This is a genomic window from Motilibacter rhizosphaerae (assembly GCF_004216915.1).
Taxonomy (GTDB): Bacteria; Actinomycetota; Actinomycetes; order Motilibacterales; family Motilibacteraceae; genus Motilibacter; species Motilibacter rhizosphaerae.
Window position 1 is genome coordinate 711,714 of the sequence record NZ_SGXD01000001.1, and the last position, 20,067, is coordinate 731,780.

A 20,067-nucleotide genomic window follows, 5' to 3' on the forward strand; every position below is an offset into this window, starting at 1 on the left:
CTCAAGAGGTCCGCTGCTCCGTCCGAGTGATGGAGCATGACGAGCGACCTCGTGCTCAACCTCGGCGCGTCGGCCGAACCGAAGCTCACCTGGCTCGGCCCGATGCGCAACTTCAGCGGCTTCGGCGACGAGATGCGCCACTACGTGCTGGGGCTGCGCGACCGCGGGCACGCCGTGCGCGCCCTGCCCGTCGCGGACTCGCCGAAGTACATGGCCGGGCTGTCGCCCACGCTGCGGGCGCGCCTCGACGCCGCCGTCGCCGAGCCGGCCCAGGACTGGCCCGTCCTCGTCCAGCACCTCCAGCCGCACACCCTGCGCCACTACGCGGGCGTCGGCTACTACGTCGGCCGCACGATGTTCGAGACGACGTCGCTGCCCGCCGGCTGGGCCGAGCAGGCCAACGGCATGGACGAGCTCTGGGTGCCGAGCGAGTTCAACGTCCAGACCTTCCGCGACGCCGGCGTCACCATCCCGATCCACGTCGTGCCGGAGGGCGTCAGCACCACCCGCTTCCGCCCGGGCCTGCGCCCCCTCGTCACCGAGGGCCTGCGCGGCACCGTCTTCCTCTCCGTCTTCGAGTGGAGCTCGCGCAAGGGCTGGGACGTGCTGCTGCGCGCCTGGGCCGAGGCGTTCGGGCCCGAGGACGACGTCACGCTGCTGCTCCGCTCCTACCCGCTGAGCCACACCTCCGCGCGGCAGGACGAGATCAGCCAGCGCGTCGACGCGTACCTCGCCACGCTGGGGCGCACCCGCGCGGACGTCGCCCCGATCGTCGTGCTCGACCAGTTCGTGGACGACCGGGAGATGCCGCGGCTCTACGCCTCCGCCACCGCGTACGTCGGTCCCAGCCGCGGCGAGGGCTGGGGGCGGCCCTACCTCGAGGCCATGGCCACCGGCCTGCCGACCATCGCCACGCGCTGGAGCGGCAACCTCGCCTTCATGGACGACACCAACTCCCTGCTCGTCGACATCGACGGGCTGGAGACGGTCCCCGCCGACGACGAGATCGCGTTCTTCCGCGGGCAGCAGTGGGCCAGCCCCAGCGTCGCGAGCCTCGTCGGGCACCTGCGCTGGGTCGCCGCCGAACCCGCGGCCGCCGCCGCGCTCGGCGCCCGGGCCCGTGAGGACGTCGTCGCGCGCTGGACCTGGGAGAAGGCGGTCGACGTCGCCGAGCAGCGCTTCCTCGCGATCCGCGAGCACCTCACCCGGCCGCGCCCGCACGCCCCCGGCGGCCCGCGCGTGCGCTGGGTCGGCGAGCAGTTCCAGCACACCAGCCTCAGCCTCGTGAACCGCGCCGTCGTGAGCCGCCTGCTCGACCGCGTCGACGTCGAGTGCCGCACGGTCGAGCGGCCGGCCGTCGACCCGTACGCACCGGAGCTCGCCGCCCTCGCCTCCACCGTCGGCCCCGTGCTCGACGGCGACCCGCAGGTCGAGGTGCGGCACCAGTGGCCGCCGGACTGGTCAGCCCCGGAGCACCAGGGCGCGCTCGTCGCCATCCAGCCGTGGGAGTACGGCGGCCTGCCCGACGCCTGGGTCGAGGGCATGGCCGCGGTGGACGAGGCCTGGGTGCCGACGACCTTCGTGCGCGACTGCTACGTCGCGTCCGGCGTCCCGGCAGCGAAGGTCCACGTCGTCCCCAACGGCGTCGACGTCGACGCCTTCTCCCCGCAGGGCGAGGCGCTGGCGCTGCGCACCACGAAGGGCACGAAGCTGCTCTTCGTCGGCGGCACCATCCACCGCAAGGGCATCGACGTGCTGGTCGCCGCGTACCTGCGCGAGTTCACCCGCGACGACGACGTCTGCCTCGTCGTGAAGACCTTCGGCTCCGGCTCGGTCTACCGCGGGCAGGACATGGACGAGCGGCTCCGCCAGCTCGCCGCCGACCCGTCGCTGCCCGAGATCGAGGTCATCGACCGCGAGCTCGAGCCGCACGAGCTGCCGATGCTCTACCGCGCCTGCGACGTGCTGGTGCACCCGTACCGCGGGGAGGGCTTCGGCCTGCCCATCGCCGAGGCCATGGCGTGCGGGCTGCCCGTCGTCGTCACGGGGGCCGGCGCCGCCGTGGACTTCTGCGACGCGGAGACGGCGTACCTCGTCCCGGCGGAGCCGCAGGCCCTCTCGGGCACGGGGCTGCCGGAGAGCCGGACGGGCTACTTCCTGTACGAGCCCGACGGCGACGCGCTGGCCCGCACGCTGCGCCACGTCGTCGAGCACCCGGCGGAGGCCGCCGTGCGTGCGGCCGCCGGCCGCTCGCGCATCGTCCGTGACTTCAGCTGGGAGCGCGTCGCCGGCCTCGTGGCAGGCCGCCTCGCGGCCCTGGCCGCCGCGCCCGCGACGCGCCTGCGCCCCCTGGGCCTGGAGCTCGACACGCAGGGCAAGCACACCTTCGGGCTGCTGCCCGACTGGACCACCTCCGCCCCGGACGAGGCGCTGCGCACGTTCGTCGCGGCGTTCACGCCCGCGGACGAGGTCTGCCTCGCCGTGTGGATCGACCCGTCGTCCTCCGACGACGAGCTGGACCGCATCGAGGAGCGGCTGCGCGCGGCGGTCGAGGCGGGGACGGCCGACGGGCACGAGTGCCCGGACATCCTGCTCGTCACCGACGCGCTGCGCCCGGGCGAGCTGGACCGCTTCTACCGCTCGGTCGACGTCGCCCTGACCTCCGCGCCGGCGCAAGCGGCGCTCGCGACCTCCGTGGGCACCCCGCTGCTCGTGCGCCCCGGGCAGGAGGCGCTGCGCGCGTCGCTGGCCCAGCGCCGCGTCCCCGCGGGGGTCTGAGCAGCGGGCTTTAGCCCGGACGGGTGAGTGCCGATGCACTCCCCATGAGACGCAGTCCGGCCTCCGTCGTCGTCGTCGCTGCTCCCGGCCCCGAGGGCCGCGCCCGTGCGGACTTCCTGGTCCGCGGGCTGCGGCCCTCGCTGGGCGTCCGCGACGAGGTGGTGCTCGTCGCGGACGGGACGCCCGCGGGCGACGCGCTCGCCGCGGTCGGCGGGGGCTCGCTCGCCGCCCGGCGCGACACGGGCGTCCGGCTCGCCACCCGCGACGTCGTCGTCCTCGTCTGCGCCGACTCGGTCGCGCCGAAGCACGCCATCGACCCCCTCGTCGCCGCGCTCGACTCCGGCGCGATCGCCGCGGGACCCGTCCACGACCTGGGTACGGGCCGGCAGGGCCTGACGCCGCCGCTGCCCGCGCTGGCCTCCGCGCAGGAGCTGCGCGAGTGGACCGCGCGCTGGCACGACGAGCACCGCGGCGGCCGGCTCGGGGTCGAGGACCTCGGGGAGGGCGTGCTCGCCGCGCGCCGCGCGCACCTGCAGGCCGTCGGCTGCCGCGAGGGCGTCGTCCAGCGGCTGCTGGCGGCGGAGGGCGCTGGCGCCCTGGGCCCGGCGGTCGTCGTGCAGGACTCGGTGTGGCACCACCGCGGAGCCCCGGGCTGCGCGCTCCCGCCCTCCCCGCAGCCGCTGCTCAGCATCGTCATGATCGTCAAGGACGAGGAGAAGGCGCTGCCCTCCTCGCTCGCCTCGCTCGCCGGCCTCGGGGACGAGGTCGTGGTCTACGACACCGGCTCGAGCGACGGCACGGTCGAGATCGCGCGGGCGATGGGCGCCCGGGTCGTGCAGGGCTACTGGGACGACCACTTCGGCGACGCCCGCAACCGCGGCCTCGCGCACGCGCGCGGCCGCTGGTTCCTCCAGGTCGACGCCGACGAGCAGTTCACCGGCGACGCCGCGAGCCTGCGCGCGCAGCTCGAGGTCGCGACCGACCCGACGTTCATGGTCGACGTCGAGAGCCAGACCGAGAGCGGGTTCGGCACGACGTACTGCACGCCGCTGCGCCGGATCGGGCTGCGCGAGGACTGCTGGTTCCTCGGCCGGCTGCACGAGCAGATCGCGCTGCGGGCCGGGGGCGTCCCGCCCTCGAGCGTCCTGCGCGACGGCCGCCTGCTGCACTCGGGCTACCTCGCGAGCACCGCGGCGGACAAGGACAAGCGGACCCGCAACCTGCGCCTGGCCGAGCTCGCGACCGCCGACGAGGCGGGGGACCTGCCGCGCGGGGTCGTGCTGTGCAACCTCGCCCGCTCGCAGCGCTTCGCCGGCGACAACGAGGGCGTGCTCGCCACCGCCGCCGAGGCGTGGGAGGCCGAGCACACGAGCGTGAGCCGGCGCGACCTCTGCGCCACGGCCGCGACGGCCGCCGCCGTCCTCGAGCGCTACGCCGAGGCGGAGCTCTGGTGCGACCGGCTCGAGGAGCAGGGCGTCCCGCTCCGCGCCGCCGAGACGCGCGCCGTCGTGCTCCTCGCCCAGGAGCGCTGGCTCGAGTGCCTCGAGGCCGTGCGGCGCATCCCGGACAGCGGGTGGGACCGCGGCGATGTGCGCGAGATCAAGCGCTCCGGCTCGATCGTGGTCGAGCTCAAGGCCCTGGTCTCGCTCGGCCGCTACGACGAGGCGGTCGACCGCCTCCTCCGCGTGGTGCGTGCCGGCGAGCTCAACGTCTGCCTGCCGGACGTGCTCGAGCTCTTCCACTCCGCCCCCGCACGCCTGCGCGAGTACGCGACCGACCTCCCCGAGGAGCTGCTGCTCCCCACGCTCGCCGAGGTCCGCACCGTGCCCGTCGACCGGGCCGACACCTTCCTCGACGCGCTCTACACCGCCGGGCGCCGCCAGGCCGCCGTCGTGGCCGCCGCCGCCCCCGTCGCCCCGCACCTCCCGCTGCCGCGTGCCGTCGAGTGGAGCCTGCGGCTGCGCGCGGCCGGCGACCCCGGCTCCTGCCCGCTCGTGCGCATCGCCCGCGCGCCGGAGCGCAGCCCCCGCGACCGCGTGCTCGCGGCGGCGCTCGTCATGGAGTCGTTCGCGGACGAGACCGTGCTGCCGCAGTTCCTCGAGGCGGCCGAGCTCGTGCCGGACGCCCAGGCCGACGCCGTGGGCAAGGAGCTGCGCCTGCTGGCGCCCCTCACGGCTGCCCGCCTGCTCGCCGTCTGAACGACGTCTGACCAGGGGCGTCACCCGATCAGGGGAACCCCGGACGGCCTAGTGCGCCGTCACTCAAGTGGAGCAGCGTTGCGCCGATGAGGTGAATGTCCCGCCCGGACCACGGACGGACCGGGTGCCCTACCCCAGGAGGAAGTCATGTCGCTCCGCGTCAACCAGAACATCGCGGCCATGAACGCCTACCGCAACCTCTCGGTGACGGACGGCCAGATGAGCAAGTCGCTGGAGAAGCTCTCCAGCGGCTACCGCATCAACCGGGCAGCTGACGACGCGGCCGGCCTGTCGATCTCGGAGAACCTGCGCTCGCAGGTCGGTGGGCTCAAGGTCGCGGTCCGCAACGCGCAGGACGGCATCTCGGTCGTGCAGACGGCTGAAGGTGCGCTGACCGAGACCCACGCGATCCTGCAGCGCATGCGTGACCTCGCCGTCCAGGCGTCGAACACCGGCTCGCAGGACTCGACGGCCCGCGCGGCCGCCGACACCGAGGTCACCCAGCTGACGGCGGAGCTCGACCGCATCGCGAGCTCGACGAAGTTCGGCAGCCAGGTGCTGCTGAGCGGCTCGTTCTCGGGTGCGTTCCAGGTCGGCGCCAACGCCGGTGACCTCATCACGATCTCGGTCAACACGCCGATGACCTCGGCCGGGCTGGGCATCAGCGGCGTCAGCATGCTGAACTCGGCCTCCGCCTCGCTCGCCAGCATCGATTCCGCCATCGCCGCAGTCTCGACGACCCGAGCCAACCTCGGTGCGTACCAGAACCGCTTCGAGCACACGATCAACAACCTCAACGTCGCGGTCGAGAACCTCTCGGCCTCGGAGTCGCGCATCCGCGACACCGACATGGCGCAGGAGATGGTGTCCTTCACCCGCTCGCAGATCCTCACCCAGGCCGGCACGTCGATGCTGTCCCAGGCGAACCAGTCGACGCAGGGCGTCCTCAGCCTCCTGAAGGGCTAGTCCCCGCCTGAGCTCGTAGCACCCCCGAAGGGGCCCGGTCTGCTGACCGGGCCCCTTCGGCGTGCCCGGCCGGCCTGGGCGCAGCTCCTCCGGGAGAGGATCACCCGGGTGCAGCAGCGACGGGGGTGGCGCAGTGGGCCACTGCGCCGATCTGGAGTGCGATCGACCTAGGGAAGGGTCGAGCAGTCAGCTCCAGGAGGACCCGTCATGTCGCTTCGCGTGAACACCAACATCGCGGCGATGAACGCGTACCGGAACCTGCAGGGTACGGACTCGCAGATGAGCAAGTCGCTGGAGAAGCTCTCCAGCGGCTACCGCATCAACCGCGCCGCCGACGACGCGGCCGGCCTCTCCATCTCGGAGAACCTGCGCTCGCAGACCGGTGGCCTCAAGGTCGCCGTCCGCAACGCGCAGGACGGCATCTCGGTCGTGCAGACGGCGGAAGGTGCGCTCACCGAGACCCACGCGATCCTGCAGCGCATGCGCGACCTCGCCGTGCAGTCGTCCAACACCGGCTCGCAGGACTCGGCCGCGCGCACCGCTGCCGACACCGAGGTCACGCAGCTCTCGGCCGAGCTGGACCGCATCGCGAGCACGACGAAGTTCGGCAGCCAGGCGCTGCTGACCGGCTCGTTCTCGGGCACGTTCCAGGTCGGTGCCAACAGCGGCGAGACCATCACCGTCTCGGTCACCACCGCCATGTCGTCCTCGGGCCTGGGCGTCAGCGGCGTCAGCCTGCTGAACTCCGCGTCCGCGGCGATCTCGAGCATCGACTCGGCGATCTCGGCCGTGTCGACCGCTCGCGCGAACCTCGGTGCGTACCAGAACCGGTTCGAGCACACCATCAACAACCTCAACGTCGCGGTCGAGAACCTCTCGGCCTCGGAGTCGCGCATCCGCGACACCGACATGGCGTCGGAGATGGTGTCCTTCACCCGCGCGCAGATCCTCACCCAGGCCGGCACCTCGATGCTGTCCCAGGCGAACCAGTCCAGCCAGGGCGTGCTCAGCCTCCTGCGCTAGCAGGTAGCTGCCGCTCCACGCGGACCACCCCGTCCCCCGGAGGAGGTACGCGGCAGGGCCCTCGCGGCCCTCCGCGTACCCCTCGCGGGGGAAGAGCGTCACTCGGCCGGATGAGTGACGCCCATTCGGCGCAGCCACACCGCGGTCCTCCCGATGAGGAGGTCAGCTGACCCACGGACGGGTCGGTGACCATCTCAAGGAGGAACCCCCCATGTCGCTCCGCGTGAACACCAACATCGCCGCGATGAACGCGTACCGCAACCTCACCGCGACCGACTCGATGATGAGCAAGTCGCTCGAGAAGCTCTCCAGCGGCTACCGCATCAACCGGGCAGCTGACGACGCGGCCGGCCTGTCGATCTCGGAGAACCTGCGCTCGCAGGTCGGTGGCCTGAAGGTCGCGGTCCGCAACGCGCAGGACGGCATCTCGGTCGTGCAGACGGCGGAAGGTGCGCTGACCGAGACCCACGCGATCCTGCAGCGCATGCGTGACCTCGCCGTCCAGGCGTCGAACACCGGCTCGCAGGACTCGACGGCGCGGACCGCCGCCGACACCGAGGTCACCCAGCTCACGGCGGAGCTCGACCGCATCGCCACCTCGACGAAGTTCGGCAACCAGGTCCTGCTCGCGGGCTCGTTCTCCGGTGCCTTCCAGGTCGGCGCCAACGCCGGCGAGCTGATCACCATCTCGGTGAGCACCCCGATGACGGCGTCCGGCCTGGGCGTCAACGGCGTCAGCCTGCTGAACTCGGCCTCGTCCGCGCTCGCCAACATCGACTCGGCGATCTCGGCCGTGTCGACCGCTCGCGCGAACCTCGGTGCCTACCAGAACCGCTTCGAGCACACGATCAACAACCTCAACGTCGCCGTGGAGAACCTGTCCGCGTCGGAGTCGCGCATCCGTGACACCGACATGGCGCAGGAGATGGTGTCCTTCACCCGGTCGCAGATCCTCACCCAGGCCGGCACCTCGATGCTGTCCCAGGCGAACCAGTCGAGCCAGGGCGTGCTCAGCCTGCTGAAGTAGCACGCGCTCCTCCTGAACCCTCCCTGACGGGGCCCGGCACATGCCGGGCCCCGTCAGGGTTTTCGTGCCTCTCGAGAGCCACGGGTGCGGTGCTCGGCGTCACCCGTACGGCCGTCACCCGAGTGGCCCGCACCCGTTCAGCCCGCACCCGTTCAGCCCGCACACAGGCGGATGAGCGATCGGGATTCCTCGCATCCAGACCCTCACGGCTCCGATGGAATGGCAACCGACCCACGGACGGGTCGGTAGACACTCAAGGAGGAACCCCCCATGTCGCTTCGCGTGAACACCAACATCGCGGCGATGAACGCGTACCGCAACCTCAACGCGACCGACTCGCAGATGAGCAAGTCGCTCGAGAAGCTCTCCAGCGGCTACCGCATCAACCGCGCCGCCGACGACGCCGCGGGCCTGTCGATCTCGGAGAACCTGCGCTCGCAGGTCGGTGGCCTCAAGGTCGCCGTCCGCAACGCGCAGGACGGCATCTCGGTCGTGCAGACGGCGGAAGGTGCGCTCACCGAGACCCACGCCATCCTGCAGCGCATGCGCGACCTCGCCGTCCAGTCGTCCAACACCGGCTCGCAGGACTCGGCCGCCCGCACCGCTGCCGACACCGAGGTCACGCAGCTCACGGCCGAGCTGGACCGCATCGCGACGACGACGAAGTTCGGCAGCCAGGCGCTGCTGACCGGCTCGTTCTCCGGCACGTTCCAGGTCGGCGCCAACAGCGGCGAGACCATCACCGTGTCGGTCACCACGGCCATGTCGTCCTCGGGCCTGGGTGTCGGCAGCGTCAGCCTGCTGAACTCCGCGTCCGCCGCCATCTCGACCATCGACTCGGCGATCTCCGCCGTGTCGACCGCCCGTGCGAGCCTCGGTGCGTACCAGAACCGCTTCGAGCACACCATCAACAACCTCAACGTCGCGGTCGAGAACCTCTCGGCCTCGGAGTCGCGCATCCGCGACACCGACATGGCGGCCGAGATGGTGTCCTTCACCCGCTCGCAGATCCTCACCCAGGCCGGCACCTCGATGCTGTCCCAGGCGAACCAGTCGAGCCAGGGCGTCCTCAGCCTCCTGCGCTAGTAGGCAGTAGCGACGCGACCACTGCGGGGCCCGGCACCATGTGCCGGGCCCCGCAGTCGTCGTTCCGGCTGCGCCGGCGCCGGCGTCACCCACCCGGCCCAGCAGGGGCCTGAGATCCCACTCGTGTGCAGCAAGCCACGGACTGGGGACGTGCGGATGAGGTGCCGATGAGGAGGTCACTCCACCCATGGAAGGGTGGGGATCGTCCTCAAGGAGGGACCCGCCATGTCGCTTCGCGTGAACACCAACATCGCGGCGATGAACGCGTACCGGAACCTGCAGGGTACCGATTCGCAGATGAGCAAGTCGCTGGAGAAGCTCTCCAGCGGCTACCGCATCAACCGGGCCGCGGATGACGCCGCGGGCCTGTCCATCTCGGAGAACCTGCGCTCGCAGACCGGGGGCCTCAAGGTCGCCGTCCGCAACGCGCAGGACGGCATCTCGGTCGTGCAGACGGCTGAAGGTGCGCTCACCGAGACGCACGCCATCCTGCAGCGCATGCGTGACCTCGCCGTCCAGGCGTCGAACACGGGCTCGCAGGACTCCTCCGCCCGCACCGCTGCCGACACCGAGGTCACGCAGCTCTCGGCGGAGCTGGACCGGATCGCGACGACGACGAAGTTCGGCAGCCAGGCGCTGCTGACGGGCTCGTTCTCCGGCACGTTCCAGGTGGGTGCCAACAGCGGCGAGACCATCACCGTCTCGGTCTCGACGGCCATGTCGTCCTCGGGCCTGGGTGTCAGCAGCGTCAGCCTGCTGAACTCGGCGTCCGCGGCGATCGCCAACATCGACTCGGCGATCTCCGCCGTGTCGACCGCCCGCGCGAACCTCGGTGCGTACCAGAACCGGTTCGAGCACACCATCAACAACCTCAACGTCGCCGTTGAGAACCTGTCCGCGTCGGAGTCGCGCATCCGTGACACCGACATGGCGTCGGAGATGGTGAACTTCACCCGCGCGCAGATCCTCACCCAGGCCGGCACGTCGATGCTGTCCCAGGCGAACCAGTCGAGCCAGGGCGTCCTCAGCCTCCTGCGCTAGCAGGTAGGCACGCAGCAGCGAGGCTGCAGGTCCCGAGGACGGGGTGACGGGGTGGGGCGCCGGGCGACCGGTGCCCCACCCCGACCGCCCAGGCGGGTACGGCCGTCCGGCCGCACCCGGGAGGCACGACGGTCGGGGGAGGAGCGCAGATGGTGGACCCGGTGGACGCCGTCGGCCGACTCGTGCCCGGCTACACGCCCGGCGAGCTCTGGTCGGAGCGGCGCAGGGGTACGGACCCGACCACCTCCGCGGAGGCGGGCGGTCAGGCGGGCAAGGAGCAGGGGAGACCCGCGCGCGACGCCCGTGCGGGTGCGAAGGGGACGGAGGACACGACGGCGAAGCCGCCCGTGCAGGAGCCGTCGCGCCCCGACATCGAGATCACGCGTCGCCAGGGCAAGGACGGCGGTCCGTCCACCAATGTGGTGACAGTGCTCAACCCCGAGACGGGGAAGCCGATCTACCAGTCACCGCCCGAGGGCGTGCTGGTGATGCTGGAGTCCGCGCTCTGGCGGTTGAGGAAGAAGGAGACCGACGATGTCCAGTAGTGTCGACGGCCTGGTCAGCGGCCTCGACACGTCCGGGCTGATCAACCAGCTCATGCAGGTCGAGTCGGCGACGCAGACGCGGCTCAAGACGCGCGTCACCACCGAGCAGAAGGCCGTGTCGGCCTACCAGTCGGTGAACACCGCGATGACCTCGCTGCTCACGGCCTCGAAGGCGATGAGCTCGGACACCTCCCTCAGCGTCTTCAAGTCGACCTCCGACAGCGACAACGTCACCGCGTCGGCCGACGCCACGGCGTACGAGGGCAGCTTCTCCTTCACCGTGAAGCAGTCGGCCAAGAACGAGGTCCAGCTCTCCGCGCAGTCCTTCACGGACCTCAGCGCGGCGGCGACGACCGGACCGGTCAAGGTCGTCTTCGGCTCCGACCCCACGGCCACGCCCAAGGCCACGCTGACCCCCCGCGACAGCAGCCTCGGGGCGCTCGTCGACGCGATCAACCAGAGCCCCGACCTCGGCGTCCGCGCGGCGGCGATCAGGACCAGCGACGGGACCTACCGCCTGCAGGTCCAGAGCTCGGCGACCGGTGCGGCCAGCCAGTTCTCCCTCAGTGGGCTCACGCAGACCATGAACCGGTCGCAGCCCGCCCAGGACGCGCAGATCACGCTCGCCGGCGACGCGACCGCCGTCGTCAGCTCCCCGACGAACACCTTCACCAACGTCGTCCCCGGCCTGACCTTCACCGTCAAGCCCGGGACGACCGCCGGCACCAACGTCACGGTCTCGACCGCGCGCGACACGTCGGGCATCGCCGACAACATGCAGAAGATGATCGACGCGGCCAACTCCGCGATGAACCAGATCAAGACGCAGACGGCGTACAACACCAGCACCAACACCGGCTCCGCGCTCACCGGCGACTTCACCGTCCGCCAGCTGCAGCAGCAGATCCTCAGTGCGATCAGCAGCTCGTCCACCAACGGCCTGACGGCGAGCGACATCGGCATCAAGAGCGACCAGACCGGCACGATCAGCTTCGACCGGACGAAGTTCCTCGACACCCTGGCGAAGAACCCGGCCGGGGTGAAGCAGATGCTCGGGGTCAGCGCCACGTCGAGCACTCCCGGGATCAGCCTCGGCGGCAGCAACGAGCGGACCCTGCCCGGGACGTACGCCGTGACCTACAACCCGCCGGCCGGTGGGTCGACCGACGCGACCGGCTCGGTCACCGTCAACGGGACCTCCGTCGCGGTCCGCGGCAGCGGCAGCTCGCTCACCGTCACCGACCTCGGCTCCCCGGCCAGCGGGCTCGTCGTCAAGGGCGGGCTCACCGCGGCGAGCGGGACGCTCACCGTCAGCGGCGGCCTCGCGCAGCGGCTGGCGAACCTCGCCCAGACCGCCACCGACTCGACCTCCGGGACGATCACCCAGGCGATCACCGGGCGCAACAGCAACATCAAGGACCTCAACGACCAGATCTCCGCCTGGGACACCGAGCTCGCCCTGAAGAAGACCTCCCTGCAGTCGCAGTACAGCGGCCTCGAGGTCTCGCTGGGCAAGCTCAAGGACCAGAGCACCTGGCTCGCCGGCCAGCTCGCCGGGTTGCGCTGACGCCCAGCCCGCGCCTCCCGCTCGACCTCCCCCTGCTCCACCGAACTCCGTGAGGACCGCCGATGTACGCCACCGCCTCTCGCCGCTACGCGGACGAGGGAGTGCTCACCGCCTCCCCGGCGCGCCTCCTCACCATGCTCTACGACCGCCTCGTGCTCGACCTGCAGCGCGGCGAGCTCGCCCAGCGCTCCGGTGACGTGGCGACCGCGAACAAGGAGCTCACGCACGCGCAGGACATCATCAGCGAGCTGCGCAACTCGCTGCGCATGGACACCTGGTCCGGCGCGCCCGGGCTCGCCTCGCTCTACAACTGGTGGCTCAACGAGCTGGTCGGCGCGAACATCCGCCGCGACCCCGAGCGGGTGGCTCAGGTCCGCAAGCAGGTCGAGCCGCTGCGCGACGCGTGGCACGAGGCGCTGCGGATGACCACGGCGTCCGCGCCCACCTCCGCCTCGGCCTGACCGCGCGCGACCCAGACCCAGAACGACCAGCCACTCGAGACACGGGACCTCCTCCATGCCGCCGGACACCTCCCCGCAGACCGCACCGGTCCCCCGACCGCGTGCGGGTGCCGGCGCGGTGCCGCACGACCAGCCCGACTGGCACGGGCTGTGGGTGGAGGCCCTCGACGAGCTCGAGCTCGAGGTCGACCGTGCCGAGGCGCTGCTGCGCGCGGACCACCTGCCCGGCTCGGCCCTGCCCGGCACGGGTGCGTGGCGTCCCCCGTCGCTGCCGCCGATCCCGCCCGACCTCGTCGACCGCGCCCGCGGCATCCACGCGCGCCAGCTCGACATCGCCTCCGGCATGACCCGCCGCCTCGGCGACCTGGCCAAGCAGGCCACGCTCACGGGGAAGCTCGAGACCGGGCGCGAGCGCCCGCGTCCGCTCCTCGTCGACCGGGCCTGCTGACGACCGTGGCCCCCCTCGCCGTCGTCCTCATCGTCAAGGACGAGGAGTCCCGCCTGGCGGGCGCCCTCGCCTCGCTCGCGCCACTGCGCAGCGCCGGGCTCGTCGACCTCGTGCGCGTGCACGACACCGGGTCGCGCGACGCCACGGTCGCGGTCGCCCGCGCCGCCGGGGCGGACGTGACCGCGGGGGAGTGGGAGGGCAGCTTCGCCGCGGCCCGCACCGCCGCGCTCGCGGGCGTCGACCGGCCGTGGGTCCTCAGCCTCGACGCCGACGAGCGCGTCCACGCCGACCCGGCGGCGCTGGCCGCGCTGCTCGGCGCCGTGCCGGCCGACCTGCTCACCGTCGAGATCGCCAACCGCTCCAGCGAGGGCGACTACCGGCACCGCGCGGAGCGGCTCTTCCGCCCCGAACGGGCCCGGTGGGAGGGTCGCGTGCACGAGCACCTCGTGCCGACCGCGGCGCCGTCCCTGCGGACCGCCGCCGCGCCCGCCGGCGTCGTGCGCCTCGAGCACGAGGGCTACAGCGGCGCCGCGGTGCGCGTGGAGAAGTGCCTGCGCAACGCCGAGCTCGCCCGCCGCGAGCTCGAGGACCTGCTGGGGGCGCGCAACGCCGACCCCGCGGCCGTCGCCCGGGTCCTGCTCGACCTGGGCCGCAGCTGCGCCGGCGCCGAGCGCCCGCAGGAGGCCGTCGACGCCTTCGAGGCGCTGCGCGAGACCGCGCCCGGGACGACCGAGGCGCTGCAGGGCACCGACGCACTGGCCCGGCTGCTGCTCGGCGCCGGCATGGACGAGGTCGTGCTCGTGCTGGTGGCCGAGCTGCGCGAGGCGGGGGCGGCCCCCGCGTACTGCGACTGGCTCGAGGCCCAGGCGCGCGCCCAGCTCGGCGAGGTGGCGACCGCGGCCCGGCTGCTCCGCGGCGTCCACGAGGTCGTCGACACCGCCGGGCGCATCCTGCCGGCCGAGCGGCTGCGCGAGCTGCGCGGCCTGGTGGAGCAGCTCGCCGCCTAGCGGGGCGGCGCGCGTGTCCAGCGCGACACGCCGGGAGCGGGGACGACCGCCCGAACGAGTGCATCGTTCCTGCTCAAGAGGCCCGGCAGGGGGCCCGAAGCACTCCTCGAGCACGGACTGCTCGATCGGACCAGCCAAGGACAGGCGTCACTCCCCCGCTAGGAGTAGCCCCGCCGTGTTCGACGACGTCACCAACGTGGCCTTGCGCAGCGCCCTCGACGGCCTCGCGATGCGTCAGCGTACGACGGCTGACAACATCGCCAACATCCAGACGCCGCACTTCCTGGCTGGCAAGGTCCAGTTCGAGGACGCGCTGCGCCAGGCGGTCTCGGACGGCGACACCGCCGAGGTCGGCGGGGCTACGGGCAGCATCGCGCGCTCCATCGAGCCGACCCGCGAGGACGGCAACAACGTCAACCTCGACGAGGAGACGCTGACCGCGCAGAAGACGCAGATGTCCTACTCGCTGATGCTCCGGGCGGTCGACGACCAGTTCGGCGTCCTCAAGACCTCGATCTCCGGCTGATGGGCCTCTTCAACGCCATCGACACGGCGTCCAGCGGCGTGACCGTCGACCGCAAGTGGCTCGACGCGGTCAGCGACAACATCTCGAACATCAACACCGCGCGCCGCACGAGCGAGAACGCCTTCCAGGCGCGGTACGTCGTGGCGCAGGCCGTCGACTACGGCACGGGCACCGGCGGCGTGCAGGTCGGCGGCATCGCCCTCGGCAGCGCGCAGGGCCGGCTGGTCCAGGACCCGAGCAACCCGCTCGCCGACGCCGACGGCTACGTCCGCATGCCCGACATCGACCTCAGCAGCCAGATGGTCCAGCTGATGATGGCGCAGCGCGGCTACCAGGCGAACCTCGCGACCGTCGACCGGGCGGCCGAGGCGTACAAGGAAGCGATCGGGGTCGGGAAGGGCATATGAGCATCCCCGCGATCGGCGCGCTCGCCGGGCTCGGGTCCTCCCTGGGCACCGGCGCGGCGACCGCCCCCACCACCGCGACGCCGCAGGTCTCCGGGCCGTCGGGCACGTCCTTCGGGGACCTGCTCGCGAAGGGCCTGCAGGACGTGCAGGACGCCCAGACGAAGCAGGACGGCCTCGCCGTCAAGGCGGCGACGGGCGACCTGCAGGACGTGCACGACTACACGATCGCCGCGAGCGAGGCGAAGCTCGCGACCCAGCTGACGGTCGCGCTGCGTGACAAGGCCGTCAGCGCCTTCAACGAGATCATGAGGATGCAGGCCTGATGCCGAAGAAGTCTGCGCGTCTGCGCTCCGTGGCCGACCGGCCGTGGAAGGCGTTCATGTCCTTCACGCCCGGCCAGCGCGCGGTGACCGTCGTCGCGGCGATGGCGCTCCTGCTGGGCGGCTTCTTCATCGCCCGCTGGTCCTCCGCGCCCCAGATGAGCCCGCTGTTCTCCGCGCTGTCCGCCAAGGACTCCGCTGCCATCAGCGCGAAGCTGGACGGCGAGAAGGTCTCCTACTCGTACGCCGACAACGGCTCCACGATCATGGTCCCCGCCGCCAAGGTCGACGCCCTGCGCGTCGCGATGGCCGGGGCCGGCCTGCCGGCCGACGACCCGACCGGCGGCAACGTCTCCGTGCTTCCGAAGGTCTCCTCGACCTCGCCGAAGGCCCTGCAGGACGTCGCCCTGCAGCAGGCGGCGGAGCAGGAGCTCGGCAAGACCCTCGGCGTCATCGACGGCGTCGACACCGCGATCGTCCACCTGGCGGTCCCGCAGCAGGACGTCTTCGCCGACGACAACAGCAAGACCACGGCCAGCGTCCTCGTGAAGATGCAGCAGGGCACGGCGCTGAGCTCGGGCCAGGTGCGCGCGATGCAGAACCTCGTGGCCTCCTCCGTGCCGAACCTCGCTCCCACCGACGTCTCGGTGACGGACGCGACGACGGGCCGGCTGCTCAGCGGCGACGCCACCAGCGGCGCCGGCTCGGACGACGCCACCTCGGCGACCTCGTCCTTCGAGGACAAGGAGTCCGCGAAGCTGCAGTCGATGCTCGACAGCCTCGTCGGGCCGGGCAACGCGGTCGTCCAGGTGAACGCCGACCTCAACTTCGACCAGACGCTGCGCGACAGCACGTCCTACGTCCAGCCCACGCCGGCCGTGTCCCCGACGTCGATCTCGACGGACATCGAGAAGTACACCGGCAACGGCGACGCGGTCAGCGGCGTCCTCGGCCCGGACAACATCGGGGTCAACACCGGCGGTACGGGGGCCGCGGCGGCCTCGCCCAACACGTACTCCCACGAGAAGAGCACGGCGAACTCGCCGGTCGACGTCGTCAAGGAGACGACCAAGGTCGCCGTCGGGACGCCCAAGCGGCTGAGCATCGCCGTGCTGCTCAACAAGAACGCCGCCAACCAGCCGCAGGTCGCCGACGTGCAGAAGCTCGTCACCGACGCGGCCGGGCTGCAGACGGCGCGCGGTGACACGGTCACGGTGTCGAGCATCGCGTTCGACAAGTCCGCCGCGTCGACCGCCACCACCGCGCTCAAGGCGGCTGCGGCAGCGAAGAAGCAGGCAGCCCTCATGGGCTACGTCAAGACCGGCGGCCTCGTGCTCGTCCTGCTCATGACGCTGCTGCTGACCTGGCTCAAGGCGCGCAAGCACCGCAACCGCACACCGTTCTCCAAGGCCGAGCTGGAGCGCCTCGACGAGCTCGAGCAGCGCAACTCCGAGCTCGAGGCGGAGAACCAGCGCCTCGCGCTCGAAGGGGCGAGCAAGCACCTCGCCCTCGAGGCGAGCCCGGAAGCCGAGGGCGGCCCGAGCAACGAGGACTTCATCAAGGTGCGTGACGAGATCACCGACCTCGTCGAGCACCAGCCCGACGAGGTGGCCCAGCTGCTCCGCGGCTGGCTCGCCGACCGGAGGGGCTGACCGTGCCCGAGCTGAGCGGTCTGCAGAAGACCGCCGTCCTCATGGTGGGCATGGGGCCCGAGGCCTCGGCCAAGGTGCTGTCCCACCTGCGCGAGTCCGAGGTGGAGCAGATCACCGCGGAGATCCTCCGCATGCGCGAGATCGAGCAGGACACCGCGCGCGACGTCTTCGAGGAGTTCCACGGGATCGTCAAGGCGAAGTCGTTCGTCGCCCAGGGCGGCACCGACTTCGCCCGCGAGCTGCTCTCGATGAGCCTCGGGGTCGAGAAGGCCGTGGAGCTGATGAACCGGCTCACCGCGGCCTTCGCGGAGACGCCGTTCCACTTCCTCAGCCGGGCCGACCCCCGCCAGCTCATCTCGTTCCTCCAGGACGAGCACCCGCAGGTGATCGCGCTGGTGCTGGCCCACCTCACGGCCGACATGGCCTCGGTGGTGCTGGGCGGCCTCCCGCCGGAGCTGCAGAGCGAGGTCGCGCACCGCATCGCCGTCATGGACCGCACCTCGCCCGAGGTCGTGCGCCAGGTCGAGGACATGCTGAAGAAGAAGCTGTCCTCGGTGCTCCAGCCCTCCGAGCTGTCGACCGTCGGCGGCCTCCAGCCCCTCGTCGACATCATCAACCGCGCCGACCGCTCCACGGAGCGGCTCATCCTCGAGGGGCTCGAGTCGCGCGACCGCGCGCTCGCCGAGGAGATCCGCAGCAAGATGTTCATGTTCGAGGACATCGTGCAGCTGGACGACAAGTCGATCCAGCTCGTGCTGCGCGAGGTCCAGTCCAGCGAGCTCGCGACCTCCCTCAAGGGCGTCAGCCAGGAGGTGCGCATGAAGATCATGAAGAACCTCTCCGAGCGCGCCGCGCAGAACCTCGCTGACGAGGTCGAGATGCTCGGCCCGGTCCGCCTGAAGCAGGTCGAGGAGGGCCAGGCCAAGATCCTCCAGGTCATCCGCAAGCTGGAGGAGAGCGGCCAGCTCGTCATCCGCCGCGCGGGGGGTGACGATGAGTTCGTCGACTGAGCAGCCGTTCGTCGCGATGTCGGCCTCGGACGTGTCCACCGTCGTGCTGCCCGGGGTCCCCCTGCGCGGTGCGCAGGCCGGGACCGTGCGCTCCGCGGGGATCGGGCAGCGGCTGACCGCTCCCGTCCTCTCGCCGGACCAGGCCCGCGAGGCCGCCCGCTCCGAGGGGTACGCCGTCGGCTGGGCCGCCGGCATGCGCGAGGCCGCCGCCGCCGTGCAGGCGCAGGTGCTCGCGGCGCAGCAGGAGCACGCGGCGGTGCGCGCCGCGTACGCCGCCCGCGTGGAGGCCGCCCTCGGCGCGCTCGAGCGCGCCGGCGTCGAGCTCGCCACGCGCGCGCTGCCGCTGGTCGAGGAGGTCGCCGACGCCATCACCGCCGGCGGGTACGCGGTGGCGGAGGCCGTCGTCGGCCGCGAGCTGCAGCAGGTGGCGCCCGGCCCCGACGCCGTGCGGCGCGTGCTCGCGCAGGCGCCGACGGGGCGCCCGGTGCTCGTGCGCCTGGCGCCGGAGGACGTGGAGGCCGTGCTGGCGCTCGGCGACGAGCTGGTCGGCGGGCGGGAGGTGCAGCTGGTCGCGGACCCCTCCCTCAGGTCCGGTGACGCGGTGGCCGAATGCGACTACACGACCATCGACGCCCGCATCGGCCACGCCCTGGCCCGGGTGAAGGAGATCCTCGCGCCGTGACCCTGTTGGCCCCCTCCCGGCTCGCCCCGCTGTTCGGGGCGGCCGCGGCCGCCGCGACCCCCACGCGCACCGGCCGGGTGGCGCGGGTCGTCGGCCTCGAGGTCGGGGTGGGCGGGGTCGACGCCGCAGTGGGCGACGTCCTGGAGATCGCCACCGGCGGCCCGGAGCCCCTGCAGGCGGAGGTCGTCGCGCTCGGCGACGGCACGCTCTCGTGCACCCCGCTGGGCCCGATGACCGGCATCCGCGTCGGCGCGCCCGTCGTCGCGACCGGCGGCCCGCTGCGCGTCCCCGTCGGCCCCCAGCTGCTCGGCCGCGTCCTCGACGGGCTCGGCCGCCCGCTCGACGGCGGCCCCGACCTGGACGGGCTCCCGACCGCCGTCGTCGACGGCGTCGCGCCGCACCCGCTGCTGCGCGCGCGCGTGGACCGCCCGGTCTCGCTCGGCGTGCGGGCCGTCGACACCATGACCCCGATCGGCCGCGGGCAGCGCATGGGCATCTTCGCCGGCTCCGGCGTCGGCAAGTCCTCGCTGCTCTCGATGATCGCCCGCGGCACCGAGGCGCAGGTCAGCGTCGTCGCCCTCGTCGGCGAGCGCGGCCGCGAGGTGCGCGAGTTCCTCGAGAACGACCTCGGTCCCGAGGGCCTGGCCCGCTCCGTCGTCGTCATCGCGACCAGCGACCAGCCGCCGATGGTGCGCCTGCGCGCGGCGTTCGTCGCCACCCGCATCGCCGAGGAGTTCCGCGACGCCGGCGCCGACGTCGTGCTGATGATGGACTCGCTGACCCGCGTCGCCATGGCGCAGCGCGAGGTCGGCCTGTCCTCGGGCGAGCCGCCGACGACCAAGGGCTACCCGCCGAGCACGTTCGCGCTGCTGCCGCGGCTGCTCGAGCGCGCCGGGCCGGGGGAGCGGGGCTCGATCACCGGGCTCTACACCGTCCTCGTCGACGGCGACGACCACAACGAGCCCATCGCCGACGCCGCGCGCTCGATCCTCGACGGCCACCTCGTGCTCACCCGCCGGCTGGCCACCGCGGGGCACTTCCCCTCGATCGACGTCCTCGACTCGATCAGCCGCGTCGCCGGTGCCGTCACGACGCCGCAGCAGAAGGCCGCGGCGGGGGAGCTGCGCCGGCTGCTCGCGGCGTACCGCGACGCCAAGGACCTCATCGAGATCGGCGCGTACGCCGCCGGCACCAACCCCGATGTCGACCGCGCGGTCGCGCTCATGCCGCACGCCGACGCCTTCCTGCGCCAGGCCATGCACGACGTCACCCCCGCGCCGCTCGCCTGGGAGCAGCTGCAGGCCCTCGTGACGGGCGGCTGAG

Annotated in this window: 19 protein-coding genes; all 19 read left to right on the top strand. The window is 72.4% G+C overall.

What is annotated here, in order from left to right; all coding sequences use genetic code 11:
• Positions 1 to 36 precede the first annotated feature (36 nt).
• The 19 genes from EV189_RS03220 (at position 37) to EV189_RS03305 (ending at position 20,066) form a co-directional block, all read left to right on the top strand.
• Positions 37 to 2,778 carry a glycosyltransferase family 4 protein gene (locus EV189_RS03220; protein ID WP_130491479.1) on the top strand — a complete coding sequence of 914 codons (2,742 nt, stop codon included), beginning with the start codon at positions 37 to 39 and terminating at the stop codon, positions 2,776 to 2,778.
• Positions 2,779 to 2,822: 44 nt separating this feature from the next.
• Positions 2,823 to 4,976 (top strand): glycosyltransferase family 2 protein, encoded by a 2,154-nt coding sequence (locus EV189_RS03225; RefSeq protein ID WP_130491480.1) that lies wholly within the window; start codon positions 2,823 to 2,825, stop codon positions 4,974 to 4,976.
• A gap of 147 nt (positions 4,977 to 5,123) precedes the next feature.
• Positions 5,124 to 5,942: a flagellin N-terminal helical domain-containing protein gene (locus EV189_RS03230; RefSeq protein WP_130491481.1), complete on the top strand. Its 819-nt coding sequence runs from the start codon at positions 5,124 to 5,126 to the stop codon at positions 5,940 to 5,942.
• 207 nt (positions 5,943 to 6,149) lie between these two features.
• On the top strand, positions 6,150 to 6,965 hold the full coding sequence (locus EV189_RS03235) for a flagellin N-terminal helical domain-containing protein (RefSeq protein ID WP_130491482.1): 816 nt from the start codon (positions 6,150 to 6,152) through the stop codon (positions 6,963 to 6,965).
• Positions 6,966 to 7,176: 211 nt separating this feature from the next.
• Complete coding sequence (locus EV189_RS03240) at positions 7,177 to 7,992, top strand: flagellin N-terminal helical domain-containing protein (RefSeq protein ID WP_130491483.1); 816 nt, start codon at positions 7,177 to 7,179, stop codon at positions 7,990 to 7,992.
• A 270-nt stretch (positions 7,993 to 8,262) separates the two neighbouring features.
• Positions 8,263 to 9,078 (top strand): flagellin N-terminal helical domain-containing protein, encoded by an 816-nt coding sequence (locus EV189_RS03245; RefSeq protein ID WP_130491484.1) that lies wholly within the window; start codon positions 8,263 to 8,265, stop codon positions 9,076 to 9,078.
• 225 nt (positions 9,079 to 9,303) lie between these two features.
• Positions 9,304 to 10,119, top strand: a complete 816-nt coding sequence (locus EV189_RS03250) for a flagellin N-terminal helical domain-containing protein (protein ID WP_130491485.1) — start codon at positions 9,304 to 9,306, stop codon at positions 10,117 to 10,119.
• A 149-nt stretch (positions 10,120 to 10,268) separates the two neighbouring features.
• The gene (locus tag EV189_RS03255) at positions 10,269 to 10,664 is read left to right on the top strand and encodes a hypothetical protein (protein ID WP_130491486.1); all 396 of its coding nucleotides are present in this window, start codon (positions 10,269 to 10,271) and stop codon (positions 10,662 to 10,664) included.
• On the top strand, positions 10,654 to 12,231 hold the full coding sequence (gene fliD, locus EV189_RS03260; RefSeq protein WP_130491487.1) for a flagellar filament capping protein FliD: 1,578 nt from the start codon (positions 10,654 to 10,656) through the stop codon (positions 12,229 to 12,231). The genes EV189_RS03255 and fliD overlap by 11 nt, the downstream gene beginning before the upstream one ends.
• Positions 12,232 to 12,293: 62 nt before the next feature.
• Complete coding sequence (fliS, locus tag EV189_RS03265; protein WP_130491488.1) at positions 12,294 to 12,692, top strand: flagellar export chaperone FliS; 399 nt, start codon at positions 12,294 to 12,296, stop codon at positions 12,690 to 12,692.
• A 55-nt stretch (positions 12,693 to 12,747) separates the two neighbouring features.
• Entirely contained in the window at positions 12,748 to 13,140 is a 393-nt protein-coding gene (locus tag EV189_RS19995) for a hypothetical protein (protein WP_165400101.1), read from the top strand.
• A 5-nt stretch (positions 13,141 to 13,145) separates the two neighbouring features.
• Positions 13,146 to 14,147 carry a glycosyltransferase gene (locus EV189_RS03270; RefSeq protein WP_165400102.1) on the top strand — a complete coding sequence of 334 codons (1,002 nt, stop codon included), beginning with the start codon at positions 13,146 to 13,148 and terminating at the stop codon, positions 14,145 to 14,147.
• 175 nt (positions 14,148 to 14,322) lie between these two features.
• Complete coding sequence (gene flgB, locus EV189_RS03275; RefSeq protein ID WP_130491490.1) at positions 14,323 to 14,673, top strand: flagellar basal body rod protein FlgB; 351 nt, start codon at positions 14,323 to 14,325, stop codon at positions 14,671 to 14,673.
• The gene (locus tag EV189_RS03280) at positions 14,673 to 15,080 is read left to right on the top strand and encodes a flagellar basal body rod protein FlgC (protein WP_130491491.1); all 408 of its coding nucleotides are present in this window, start codon (positions 14,673 to 14,675) and stop codon (positions 15,078 to 15,080) included. The genes flgB and EV189_RS03280 overlap by 1 nt, the downstream gene beginning before the upstream one ends.
• Positions 15,077 to 15,403, top strand: a complete 327-nt coding sequence (fliE, locus tag EV189_RS03285; protein WP_130491492.1) for a flagellar hook-basal body complex protein FliE — start codon at positions 15,077 to 15,079, stop codon at positions 15,401 to 15,403. The genes EV189_RS03280 and fliE overlap by 4 nt, the downstream gene beginning before the upstream one ends.
• Positions 15,403 to 17,052, top strand: a complete 1,650-nt coding sequence (gene fliF / locus EV189_RS03290; RefSeq protein WP_130491493.1) for a flagellar basal-body MS-ring/collar protein FliF — start codon at positions 15,403 to 15,405, stop codon at positions 17,050 to 17,052. The genes fliE and fliF overlap by 1 nt, the downstream gene beginning before the upstream one ends.
• A gap of 41 nt (positions 17,053 to 17,093) precedes the next feature.
• Positions 17,094 to 18,062, top strand: a complete 969-nt coding sequence (gene fliG / locus EV189_RS03295) for a flagellar motor switch protein FliG (protein ID WP_407938108.1) — start codon at positions 17,094 to 17,096, stop codon at positions 18,060 to 18,062.
• On the top strand, positions 18,046 to 18,744 hold the full coding sequence (locus tag EV189_RS03300) for a FliH/SctL family protein (RefSeq protein WP_130491494.1): 699 nt from the start codon (positions 18,046 to 18,048) through the stop codon (positions 18,742 to 18,744). Before fliG ends, EV189_RS03300 begins: the two co-directional genes overlap by 17 nt.
• Positions 18,741 to 20,066, top strand: coding sequence for a FliI/YscN family ATPase (locus tag EV189_RS03305; RefSeq protein ID WP_231116015.1), 1,326 nt, complete (start codon positions 18,741 to 18,743; stop codon positions 20,064 to 20,066). Before EV189_RS03300 ends, EV189_RS03305 begins: the two co-directional genes overlap by 4 nt.
• Position 20,067 lies beyond the last annotated feature (1 nt).